14 protein-coding genes are annotated in these 11,663 nt (G+C 46.0%); 8 read left to right on the top strand and 6 right to left on the bottom strand.

Features of this window, described 5'->3' with window-relative positions:
* Positions 1–414: 414 nt before the first annotated feature.
* The 3 genes from NLP_RS25370 (at position 415) to NLP_RS35195 (ending at position 2,289) form a co-directional block, all read left to right on the top strand.
* Positions 415–771: a hypothetical protein gene (locus NLP_RS25370; protein WP_104908743.1), complete on the top strand. Its 357-nt coding sequence runs from the start codon at positions 415–417 to the stop codon at positions 769–771.
* 103 nt (positions 772–874) lie between these two features.
* The gene (locus tag NLP_RS25375) at positions 875–1,897 is read left to right on the top strand and encodes a spore photoproduct lyase family protein (protein WP_104910035.1); all 1,023 of its coding nucleotides are present in this window, start codon (positions 875–877) and stop codon (positions 1,895–1,897) included.
* Complete coding sequence (locus tag NLP_RS35195; RefSeq protein WP_104908744.1) at positions 1,888–2,289, top strand: hypothetical protein; 402 nt, start codon at positions 1,888–1,890, stop codon at positions 2,287–2,289. Before NLP_RS25375 ends, NLP_RS35195 begins: the two co-directional genes overlap by 10 nt.
* A 200-nt stretch (positions 2,290–2,489) precedes the next feature.
* On the opposite strand, the gene NLP_RS25385 is transcribed toward NLP_RS35195, so the two are convergent.
* Entirely contained in the window at positions 2,490–3,176 is a 687-nt protein-coding gene (locus NLP_RS25385; RefSeq protein WP_234017381.1) for an aminotransferase class I/II-fold pyridoxal phosphate-dependent enzyme, read from the bottom strand.
* A gap of 198 nt (positions 3,177–3,374) precedes the next feature.
* Between NLP_RS25385 and NLP_RS25390 the strand changes: the two genes are divergently transcribed.
* The 3 genes from NLP_RS25390 (at position 3,375) to NLP_RS25400 (ending at position 6,148) form a co-directional block, all read left to right on the top strand.
* On the top strand, positions 3,375–3,974 hold the full coding sequence (locus tag NLP_RS25390; RefSeq protein WP_104908745.1) for an MBL fold metallo-hydrolase: 600 nt from the start codon (positions 3,375–3,377) through the stop codon (positions 3,972–3,974).
* A gap of 330 nt (positions 3,975–4,304) precedes the next feature.
* Complete coding sequence (locus NLP_RS25395) at positions 4,305–5,567, top strand: NAD(P)/FAD-dependent oxidoreductase (protein ID WP_104908746.1); 1,263 nt, start codon at positions 4,305–4,307, stop codon at positions 5,565–5,567.
* An 80-nt stretch (positions 5,568–5,647) separates the two neighbouring features.
* Positions 5,648–6,148, top strand: coding sequence for a DoxX family protein (locus NLP_RS25400; RefSeq protein WP_104908747.1), 501 nt, complete (start codon positions 5,648–5,650; stop codon positions 6,146–6,148).
* A 109-nt stretch (positions 6,149–6,257) separates the two neighbouring features.
* On the opposite strand, the gene NLP_RS33595 is transcribed toward NLP_RS25400, so the two are convergent.
* From NLP_RS33595 to NLP_RS25410, 4 genes are all read right to left on the bottom strand, one after another.
* Complete coding sequence (locus NLP_RS33595) at positions 6,258–6,575, bottom strand: hypothetical protein (RefSeq protein ID WP_234017064.1); 318 nt, start codon at positions 6,573–6,575, stop codon at positions 6,258–6,260.
* Between the two features lie 838 nt (positions 6,576–7,413).
* Positions 7,414–7,908 (bottom strand): peptide-methionine (R)-S-oxide reductase MsrB, encoded by a 495-nt coding sequence (msrB, locus tag NLP_RS25405; RefSeq protein ID WP_104908748.1) that lies wholly within the window; start codon positions 7,906–7,908, stop codon positions 7,414–7,416.
* A gap of 565 nt (positions 7,909–8,473) precedes the next feature.
* A complete protein-coding gene (locus NLP_RS33600; RefSeq protein ID WP_158680530.1) occupies positions 8,474–8,632 on the bottom strand; it encodes a hypothetical protein in 159 nt (52 codons plus the stop codon).
* Between the two features lie 6 nt (positions 8,633–8,638).
* Positions 8,639–9,343 carry a TetR/AcrR family transcriptional regulator gene (locus NLP_RS25410; RefSeq protein WP_234017065.1) on the bottom strand — a complete coding sequence of 235 codons (705 nt, stop codon included), beginning with the start codon at positions 9,341–9,343 and terminating at the stop codon, positions 8,639–8,641.
* A 102-nt stretch (positions 9,344–9,445) separates the two neighbouring features.
* Between NLP_RS25410 and NLP_RS25415 the strand changes: the two genes are divergently transcribed.
* Positions 9,446–9,682, top strand: coding sequence for a hypothetical protein (locus NLP_RS25415; RefSeq protein WP_104908750.1), 237 nt, complete (start codon positions 9,446–9,448; stop codon positions 9,680–9,682).
* Positions 9,679–10,830: an FAD-dependent oxidoreductase gene (locus tag NLP_RS25420; RefSeq protein WP_104908751.1), complete on the top strand. Its 1,152-nt coding sequence runs from the start codon at positions 9,679–9,681 to the stop codon at positions 10,828–10,830. Before NLP_RS25415 ends, NLP_RS25420 begins: the two co-directional genes overlap by 4 nt.
* Positions 10,831–10,977: 147 nt before the next feature.
* Here NLP_RS25420 and NLP_RS25425 read toward each other — a convergent pair whose 3' ends face one another.
* Complete coding sequence (locus NLP_RS25425) at positions 10,978–11,508, bottom strand: MgtC/SapB family protein (protein ID WP_104908752.1); 531 nt, start codon at positions 11,506–11,508, stop codon at positions 10,978–10,980.
* Between the last annotated feature and the right edge of the window lie 155 nt (positions 11,509–11,663).

The raw sequence follows: 11,663 nt of genomic DNA on the forward strand, positions 1-11,663 counted from the left end.
AACAATGCAGCCGACGCATTGGCATTGTAAGAGGACGCATTAACAATGCATCCCGATGCATTGGCATTGTAAGGGGACGCATTAACAATGCGGCCGACGCATTGGCATTGTAAGAGGACGCATTGGCATTGCAAGGTATTACTGAATTTAATTCGCTACGAATTAATGAAATGCTGTACTTAACAAGCCAAAGTTAGGACTCCAACCTAAAACTTGAGTTTAATGAGCTTGGTAAAACCTTAGAACATGCCCGAAAGCTGGCAAAAATAGTGTAACTGACACAGAGATATCAAGCAGCAATTGGGACAGGAAACTACTACTTTAAATTGGGTATAACCCGTATGGTCTATAGCTTTAAGTCACTTTCATAGATTTTACAATATAAGTAAGACTTAAAAATAACGCTTCAATTATATGAAAATCCTCTCATCAGAGCTAGTACATTTAGGATTTGGCAAATATGTGCGTTCTGACCAAGTAACAGCAGTTATACCAATAGAAGAGGAGCGAGGGCCAGGGCGACGAACCTTTGTTCACATTCAAGGGCAAAGCGATCCAATTATTGCCTCTCGCGCTGAAGATACCATCGTGCGTGATTTAGTACAAGAGCCACGCGAAGTTACGCAAGCACGTCAGCAGCAGGAAATTCTTCAAGATTTATTGGTAAATTTAAGTAATGTTAATTCGACTGTGCGTCGAATTAACCGTGATGAAGGCAGTTTGGATCTTGATTTGTTAGAACGACGAATTAAGCAAGTCCTGGAAAATTAATTGCAGAAATCAGCAAACTAAATAACGGAGAAAAATATTGCTGAATACAATTACAGACCAAGTTTCAGTATCAGATACACAAACAAAATCACCACGGTTGTGGATACCTGAACGGGTACTGTTTACACCTGCTGCCCTAGATGAGGTTTGGGGGCAGCAGATTTTTGCACGTGTGCAGTCACTCAACTTACCAATAGAAGAATTATCACAAAACCGCCTGAAGGGACTGCGCGGTGAGTCTGAGCGGGATACTTACAACATCGCCAAACGTACCTTAGCAGTAGTTACTGCACCACCCAGTTCTTTTAAACTGAGTCCCATTCCACCTTCTGCGGATTGGCAGTTTCACCTTGCTGAGGGTTGTCCGGCTCATTGTCAATACTGCTACTTAGCTGGTAGCTTGTCGGGGCCACCTGTCATCCGCGTTTTTGCTAACTTACCGCAGATATTAGAGAACTTAGCTAACTACGAGCAACAGGGGAAAAACACAAGTTTTGAAGTTAGCTGTTATACTGACGCATTAGGTATTGAGCATTTAACTGGAAGTCTGGCTGAATGTATCCGTTACTTTGGCACTCGTACCAATGCACATCTACGTTGGGTATCGAAGTTTGATGCTGTGGATGGATTACTCGACTTACCACATAAAGGGCATACTCGCTGTCGGATGAGTGTTAATGCAGCACCGATTTCTGGTAAGTTTGAAGGTGGCACAGCCTCCGTAGCATCCAGACTTAATGCGTTGCGACGGTTGGCGCTACCACAAGAGCGTGGCGGTGGCGGTTATCCAGTCGGTTTGGTGATCGCGCCAATTATGCCGATAGACGATTGGCAGATGCACTATAGTTCTTTGTTTGACCAGATAAACGAGGCACTGGATTTTGACTGTAACGTGACCTTTGAACTCATCTCGCATCGCTTCACGCCTGGGTCAAAAGAAGTGTTACAAACTTGGTATCCGCAATCAAAATTAGAGATGGATGAGGCAAAACGCAGTGTCAAGCGTAATAAGTTTGGTGGGACAAAGTATGTTTACGAGAAAGACACAATGAAGGCGTTGCGTTGCTTTTTTGAGAGTGAGATTAGTAGGCGCTTTCCAAATGTTGAAATTCTTTATTGGACTTAGAAGACTACTTCGCTCAAATACAGTTTGAGCAAATTAATTATTGGGTAAGAGAGCGATCGCATAATATAGCGATCGCTCTCTATTCTCCTGATTTTTCACCCATTGAAAACTGTTGGTCGAAGGTAAAAGAGTTTTTGCGTAGGCGTAGCTCGCCGCAGGCATCCCAAGCTGCTAGAACTTATCTTGAGTTAGACAAGGCCATTACAAATGCTCTGAATGCAGTAACTAAAAAAGACATTATTGGATGGTTCACTCACTGCTGTTACTATTTTGCATTTCTGGAGTCATGGTTTCAGTCATCATCATCATCATCGGAAATACCTCCTGATTTTTTGATGCATAAAATAGTGTCCCCGGAAGGACTACTCATCACATTAGTCTTATCCTTTTAAAGAGTCAATGGGGTTTTTAATCCAGAATTTTTAAGCTTACTATCCCGATATAATTACCGGGAAATTGAAGGAATTCTACACTAGTTTGGTATTGTTTTTCTGGGAAATACTATACATTAAGGCTTATAAACCCTCGTTGACAAGTGTGGTTTCATTTGGCAAGTCAACTTTATATCGGGTATCAAAAGTTAGAGTTAAATTTAACTCGAAAATAATGTTATTGTTTTTAACAAATCAATGCCTAAACTAAGCATTTTTAAATTTATATTAAAAAGTTCAGTAATTAAGGTGAGTTCTTCACGGGTGAAGACTTTACCTGTGGGGTTGTGGGGTGTGTTGATAATAATCGCTTTGGTATTGGCATTGAAAGCTTGACGCAACTGTGCTTCATCAAATGTCCAATGAGGAGGATGCAGTGTCACGTAGCGGGGAATAGCACCAGCTAAAATCGCATCGGGGCCGTAGTTTTCATAATATGGCTCAAATACAATTACTTCGTCACCCGGATCGACTGTCGCTAGCATCACAGATGCCATTGCTTCTGTGGAACCACAGGTGACGGTGATTTGGGTTTCGGGATCGATATCTAAGCCGAGATACCAACGGACTTTGTTAGCGATCGCATGACGAAATGGGCGTAGACGCGTTGGCGGAGCCTCTCGTAGAGAAGCGGCTTGTCGCCAGACATCGCCCCAAGTAATGGCATACTGGTTGACATCTGCCTCTATTGCCTGATATGCTGCCTGTTTCAACTCCAAGGGACAGGGAAAATCAGGGAACCCCTGCGCCAGATTCACTGCACCATATTGCAGTGCCACCCTTGTCATTTCTCGAATTACCGACTCTGTAAATTGACCTGCCTTCGCTGATATTTTTTGCCGCTGCATCTGGCTCACCTTTATACCTCCGTTAATCTCTATTGCAGTTATGCGGAAATTTCTGTAAACCCAACAAAATCAACAATATCGATAGATTTATCGTAGTATACTCAAATTTGAGATCCAGAGGGAATGCAACCTTATTAATCTATATACTTAATTATTGAGATTAATAGTCAATTATTGAAGTACCGATCCAGAATCATCATGAAATCTTTGCACCGCCCCGATCTCTATAGCTGGTCTAATTTCAATCCGGCAAGAAATATTGATTTCAATGGGATTGCCTGGATTCGCCCAGATGGCAACATCTTGATTGACCCAGTAGCCCTATCAAACCATGATTGGAATCATCTGAAATCTCTCGGTGGTGTGGTTTGGATTGTGCTGACGAATTCTGAGCACGTCAGGGCAAGTAAAGAAATTGCCGATCAAACCTATGCTAAAATCGCTGGTCCTCTGGCAGAAAAAGACGCTTTTCCTATACCTTGCGATCGCTGGCTATCTGATGGTGAAGAATTTGTCCCAGGACTGGAGGTGATTGAACTCAATGGTTCTAAAACTCCCGGTGAATTGGCTCTGTTACTGGAAGAGACAACTTTAATTACAGGGGATTTAGTCAGGGCACGCAAAGCAGGTAGCTTGACGATTTTACCAGATGACAAGCTGCTGAATCGAGAGGAGGCTGTTGCTTCTGTTCACAGGTTGGCTCAACTGAGTCGGGTAGAAGCAGTGCTGGTGGGGGATGGTTGGCCCGTCTTTCGGGATGGACGCGATCGCTTGCAGGATCTTGTAGCGACATTGTAAATGAGTGGAGGCGATCGTCGGTTTGAATGTTGGGGGAGTTGAGGCAATACTTTCTGCCTAACAGACTTTTGCCCAAACTCCTCCAATTCTTTAGAGAAGCGCTGCTTTGATTTTGCTACTAAACCGCCTCTACCTTGAAAACCATAGTTTTTTGGAATTAGAGTAAAGCTCATAACTCAAGCCACCACCGAATAATATACTCTGCTTAAAAACTCCAGGTTTCAAAATCGACGAGGTTTAATACTGAAATCTGATGGCACTATCGATAATTTGTTATCAATATATTAACAGTTAATAACTTGACCGACTAGCTAAATCAAGAGGGGAAGAATGAACAGTCGCCGCGTTGTCATTGTTGGCGCTGGATTCGGTGGGTTGCAAGCTGCTCAATCTTTAGCTGATTCTGGTGCAGATGTATTGTTAATCGATCGCAACAACTATCACACCTTTGTACCGTTGTTGTATCAAGTTGCGACAGGTCAATTAGAACCTGAATACATTGCTTACCCTATCCGCACAATATTACGGCGATTCTCTTTCCTGCGGAATAAGTCTAAGGTTCAGTTTTTGATGGCTGAGGTTGAGCAAATTGATTTTTCAAGGCAAACTGTTGAAACAGATAGTTGTTCAATTACCTATGACTTTCTTGTGCTTGCAACTGGAAGCCAAACCCAGTTTTTGGGAGTTCCTGGAGCTTTAGAATATGCGTTCTCGATGAGAACGCTAGAAGAAGCAATAGCAATCCGAAATCACATTTTCTCTTGTTTTGAGAGAGCTATCCAGGAATCTGATTCATTACGACGCCAACAATTGCTGACGTTTACCATCGTTGGCGGCGGGCCAACGGGTGTTGAGGTTGCAGGTGCTTTCGTTGAAATGCTTCGAGGCCACTTGCGTCGAGATTATCCGACACTTTTGCCGCAAGTGAGGTTGATTCTCGTGCAATCTGGCGATCGCTTATTGGCCGATTTGCCAAAGAAGTTGGGACTTTACACTTACAAACGATTACATCAGCTAGGAGTGGAGGTTTATCTGCAAACAAAAGTGACTAGAGTGACTTTTGAATCTTTACATCTGCAAAACGATGAGGTAATTGCAACTGCAACCGTCATTTGGACTGCGGGGTTAGAAGCAAACTCTCCTACAACATCAGAGGAGGTATCTTCAGCAAATAAGGGAAAGTTACTTGTTCATCCCACCCTACAATTGCTAGAGCAACCCAATATTTATGCCATTGGGGATCTGGCATATATCGAACAGAACGGTAAACCATTAACTGGGGTTGCACCAGAGGCACTTCAGCAGGGTGTTGCTGTAGCCCGAAATATTCAGCGGCAATTCCGAGGTAAATCACCAGAGCATTTTAGCTATTTCAACAAGGGAAGATTAGCGATTATTGGCTGTTATTCAGGTGTGGGAAAAATTGGCGCATTTGCCTTTACAGGATGCTTGGCTTGGCTGATGTGGCTAGGAGTTCATTTAGTATATCTTCCTGGCTATCGCAGTCGTTTGCTAGTATTATTTACTTGGCTTCACACTTACTTCTTCGGCGATCGCTCAGTTCGCTTAATTCTGTCTATGAAAGAACGTTAGCTCTCAAAACCGCTAAGTGCTTCCCAATTTCTGCTATTGAAATCAATTACAGTCGGCGTACCATAGTTGGAGTTCAGGCAATGACTGAAAATAGAAACTACATTAGTCTCAAATCAAAGGATGTTGCGATTGCCTATTTGTTGCTGCGAATTCTCATCGGTGTGAATTACTTTAATCACGGATTCACTCGCATTTTCAATATCTCTGGATTCGCTGAAAATACTGTCAAAGAACTAGCAAATTCTTATTTCCCAGAATTTCTGGTGAGAATCAATTCTTATCTAGTGCCCCCTGTAGAGTTAATTGTAGGCGTGTTGATTACACTTGGGTTAGCAACTAGAAGCGCTTTGATTGTCACCTTTGCCCTGATGATCATTCTGAAGTTGGGGGTGACATCGATACAAAACTGGGGTGCAGCTACTTCCATGCTTTCTTACGGGATTGTGCTGTTTATTTTGCTTGCAGGTAGCAGCTTTAATATTTACTCCCTTGATCGCTGGAGAAAAAACAGACAAAATCTTGCAGACTCAGGAGCGAATCGCGAACAAGGTAGGGTCAACTTCTTTAGGAATAACTTTTAGATAAAACGTGAGTAAGCTATTTCAGACTTTGTGTATACAGCGTAGCTTACCAAGGGGGACTATAGGGGGGTTAAAACGATCTCAAATTCTCACGAATGATTTAGGACTGCTATATAAGCAACAGATACCTCGAAGTCATGTTGAGGTACTTGAAAGTCGTGTTGAGGTACTCCAAAATCGTGTTGAGGTACTCCGAAGTCGTGTTGAGGTACTCCGAAGTCGTGTTGAGGTACTCTGAAGTCGTGTTGAGGTACTCCGAAGTCGTGTTGAGGTACTCCAAAGTCGTGTTGAGGTACTCCAAAATCGTGTTGAGGTACTCCAAAATCGTGTTGGAGTACTTCAAACTTTGTCGCACTGCGATCAAGTACACAGGTGCGACGCCGAATAGCCCGCCGTAGGCATCGCTTTCATAAATCTCCACAAACAAAGCGATCTCTTGACTTTTAAAACAGTCGCTACTATTTTCTTAACCTAAGCGTATTGACTAGACCTGCTGCAAAAGTCCCTAACACCCACTCCCAACCCCTCCCCGCAAGCTCTTAGGGGAGACAAAGCAGCTTTGGCTCTTTGGGGTTCTTATTTTAGATTTATGCAAGAGGTCTACTGAATTACAAGAATTTTCAGGTATTTAGACCACAACTGAGACGGGGAATAGGGAGATTACTTGAAAAGTGTGGTAACCAAAAGTTGCTACCCAAGGGATGGTTGTTCTGTCTGCGATGGACGCGATCGCTTGCAGTATCTTGTAGCGACATTGTAAATAATTAGGGTAGCATAGCTAGCTATGTCACCCTACAGGCGAATGTGGTTCAAATAGATCAAAAAGGCTCTCAGAAGAAAATCAAACAACACCGTATCATGGTAGTTAGTAGCATTTATGTCTGATACTTTCTTTTTTGCCATAAAAAAATATCAGGTAAGTAATATCCTGATTTCCTGACGGCAGAATGGGAAAGCTTTTACTGATTCACCTAGTTGGAGAACGCTGATGTCGAAGGAAAGAAAAAGTAATAAAGAAGCTAAAAAACCTAAAAAAGATCCCAAAGACAAAAAGGAGAAAAAAGACTCAAACAAATAGGACGATTTAGGTAAATAGTTCTAGCGAAGACCAAGAGTTGCATTTCCTTAAATTGACAATACTTAGTCCATTAGCACTGAATAGGAAAAGTTATTGTCAAAAATTTATTCACCCTTGGTCAAGCTCCAAAATCTGATAATTTAGCTTGTGTGTGCGATGTCACGACGGACTACGCGTACGCAACTTATCAAGCAGGATCAAACTTCAGTGAAACACCGTTCATGCAGTAGCGTTTACCAGTGGGTGCAGGACCATCATCAAAAACATGACCCAGATGACCACCACAGCGACTACAATGCACTTCAGTTCTGCTCATAAACAACGACTTGTCTACAGTCGTGGCGATCGCACCTTCAATTGGATTAAAGAAGCTAGGCCAGCCAGTACCACTATTAAATTTGGTATCAGATGTAAACAGTGGTAGTTCACAGGCAGCACAATAATAAGTGCCTTGCTCGTATTCCTTATCCAATGAGCTGGTGTAAGGGCGTTCAGTTCCATGTTTACGCAAGACACTAAACTGTTCTGGCGTTAAAATTGTGCGCCATTCTGACTCTGGTTTGGTAACTTCAAATCCACTATTAGAAGTTGTCATTGCTTGTGACCCCCAATTGATATACCTTGATAACAATGCTGTGCCGACTATGACTGCACTAGCCTGTAAAAAATAGCGTTTGTCCATATATCTATTATTTTCTATTTTCCGGTTCCCTGGCCAATCAACTCCAGTACGGAATTCCCTACATGAATGACTATAATCAGCGATCGCTCTGAATTAGTCCTGATAAACTGATTAAAATCGCCTAAGAAACAACAAATTATTTTTCAATAAAATATTAGACGGCAATCCGAGCGATTTGACTTAATTTTGGACAAATAATACAAGTATAGTTTTCAACTAGAGCATAACGATAGATAATAGACCTCTTGCATAAATCAAAAATAAAGAACCTCACCCCGCATTTGAGTAAAGCAAACGCTCCCCTGCCTTACCAAGGGGAGGGGTTGGGGTCAGGGCGAACCCATCATGTCAATAAAACTACTATATTCTCAATAAACCCAAAACTAATCTCATTAAGTTTTGTTTATTGACAAAGGATTAAGCGTTGGCGTAGCCCGCCGCAGCCATTGCTTTGAGGGTAGGAAAACAAATCAAACGAGAAATGCTGATTTTTTTGTTGATTCTTAACCTCAGTGGTAAGCAAGTATAATTTAGATGTGTTCGCCCTGGGCTTTAAGTCGTGTGATCACAGTGGCAGATCGGGAAGCAGACATCTACGCAATTCATCCAAGAGGTCTACTTGTTCATCCCGACGTACCACGGCATCGAGGCGATCGGTTCTGACCAACAGGACCGAGATGGCAAGCAAGTCAAAGTGTAATGCATCGCAACTGACGAGGATCACCTCAAATCAAAGTTTCGTGTCGATGAACCGCGTGAGCCACTCATCAAAGAGGGCGCGTTCTGCAGTGGTGAACGGACGTGCATCCTGCGACAAAGATGCTTTGAGGGCTACCGCGTAGCGGGTTGCATCGCTGCGGGGAGAGGGCGCATGCGCGGACTCAGTGTGCGGGTCGGTGGTGATCGCCGCAAGGACCGCCTCACGGGTGGCGACCGAGAGCGTTCGGTCATGACTCGCACCGCCTTGCGCAATCAGTACGAGGACGACACCGGCCCCAGCGGCATACAGCATGTCCGCCGCACGCTCAATGCTGACGCTCAGGCGACCGGACTCGGCGACCCGCCGCACTCGATCGAGAAGTACATCCTGCAACTTGACAGCAGTGGGATGCGGCGCACCCAGGCGGGGATTGCCGTACATCAGCGTGTACAGGGCGGGGTTAGCCAACCCGAAATCGACGTTCACGTCCCAGCCTCGGCGCAGGTCTTCCACGGGGTTTTCATCGGTCTCGCCCTTAAGATGGCTCGCGAGGTAGGTAGCGTAGCCCTGGCTGGTGACCGCTTCAAGCAAACCCTGCATATCGCCGAACTGACGATAGATCGTCGGGATCTGTACGCTGGCGGCACTACTGACAGCTCGGGTGGACACCGCCTCGCGTCCCCCCTCAGTCAGTAGACGCGCCACCGCCTCCAAGATGCGATCGCGAGGATTCATATCGGTACTGCTATCCATGCTATCCATGATAACAATAATCCGTTAGCAGGTTTTGTATTATCAGTGAAATCGTGTTATGGTTATCGCTGTAATTAATTATCAGTGATAACCAATTTGTTGTTATCACTGCAATTATCTTATGAAGATGAAATTAAGCCAGTCCCGGCAGATGGGGCTTACGACCAAAAACGTAGCTATGACAAGATTCGCAAACGCAGTGCTAGAGCAGCGATTCTACCCCGTAAAGGTACCAGGATTTGGCAGCATGGCAATAGCAAAGCCGAACGACACAATCGAGATGAAAACTTACGACACATTCGTGAAAATGAGCTGATATGAAAACTTGCGATGAGTTGCAGATCAGCGGCACAGTTGCCATTGTTGGGGCTGGTCCGGCTGGCTTAACACTAGCGCGGCTACTACAGATGCGGGGCTTCTCCGTGAGGGTCTTCGAGCGGGACGACTCGCCAACCTCGCGCATGCAAGGCGGCAGCCTGGACCTGCGCCCCAACTCGGGCCAGCGGGCGATACGTCAGGCCGGACTGGGTCATGCTTTCGAGCAAGCTTCACGGAGCGAAGCCAAATCCTTCAAGATGCTGGATTGGCAAGGCGAGGTCCGCACCGAGGTCGAAGCCGAAAGCCAAGAGGATAACGGTCCGGAGATCGACCGCGGCGAACTGCGTCGGCTGCTGCTTGACTCGGTCTCCCCTGGCACGATTACCTGGGGCCACGTCGCCAAGGATGTCTTACCCGAGACAGGCGGACGGTGGCGTCTGGAGTTCAAAGAGCAAGCGTCTGTCACCGCCGATCTCATCGTCGGTGCTGACGGCATAGGCTCACGGGTCCGACCCTATCTGACACCGATACGCCCCCAGTACTTCGGGCTGACGATGCTCGCGGCAGTCATCCGCAAAGAACTCTGGCGCGACTCCGAGCTATCGGAGCTACTCGGCGAGGGATCGATGCTCGTCTCCGGCGGCGGACAAACCATTTGGGTGCAGCGTTGCGCCCACGACCTGATCCGTCTCTACTTCTCGATGGCGATTGCCGAGGACTGGCCCAAATCGCAAGGCTTCACGCTCGACGACACGAAGGCCGTCCTCAAATTCGTCACAGCAGCCTACCACGACTGGTCGCCCAATCTGATCACGATGATGACGCAGGTCGAAGGCAGCTTTGAACGCTGGCCCCTCTACGTCATGCCGCCAGACCATCGGTGGACGACGCAGCCAGGTCTGACTATGGTCGGCGATGCCTCGCACGTCATGCCGCCGTTCACTGGCAAGGGGGTGAACCTGGCTCTGCTCGACGCGCTAGAGCTGGCCGACAGCTTGATGGTCGACCCGGCCGCCTCCGTGACCGCAGCTGTGGAGACCTTCGAGACGCGCATGCAGGAACGCACGCAGCAGGAGATCAGTGAATGCCTTGATCGCGGGCGGGAAATTTATGGGATCGACATCCACTTCGACCGGCAGCCAAGTGCCTAAGCGCGGTGCCGCAATCTGGATACAAACATCCATGCCTAGGGACAGCCATGACCGTTGATCAAAATCTTATCGCTTCTGCTGGCGACCACTTGGAGGTCACGGACGCCCTGGGGGGTGGGGTGTTAGGGACTTTTGCAATAGGTATAATCAATCATCTTCATCAAAGGTGGTTGTGAGATCCTGAGTAGTCCCCTGCTTACCCTGACTCGTCAGAAATACAAATACACGATTGAGCCGCTTCACCCCACTTAGGGTAATCAGAGTCAGTAAGCCTCCCAATAATCCCATTTGCCACAGACCACAACCAATTGCAGCCCCCAATCCGGCCGCCGTCCAGACACAGGCGCCTGTAGTTAAACCCTTTACTTTTGGCGTTGCAGATTTCCTTGGAGACTCTTGTAAAATCAATCCGGCTCCGAGAAATCCGATCCCGGTAGCTACACCTTGAATTGTGCGACTCAGTGCATTGGTAGCAGCATAGGGACTCTCGCCCTCAGCCTGCAAAGGAATCATCACGAATAGTGCTGCTCCCATACTCACGAGCATAAATGTTCTCATCCCTGCTGGTCTACCCCCTTGCTGACGGTTAAATCCAATCAAGCAACCAACCAGGAGCGCCAAAGACAATCTAAACGCTATATGTGGCCAATCGTTGGCAGCAATAAACATCGGCCCCATTGCCTTATTTCTCCTAAAGACAGAACGGAATTTTGCGCCTATTGCCAGTGGACTGGATAGCTACCCACGTTTATAGCTGAAAACTAAGTACATTAAGTCAATCAGCTTGGCGTACATTTAGGTTAATTTAACAGAAGGTTAAGGATAAGTAAACT

It is taken from the genome of Nostoc sp. 'Lobaria pulmonaria (5183) cyanobiont', from assembly GCF_002949795.1.
Taxonomy (GTDB): domain Bacteria; phylum Cyanobacteriota; class Cyanobacteriia; order Cyanobacteriales; family Nostocaceae; genus Nostoc.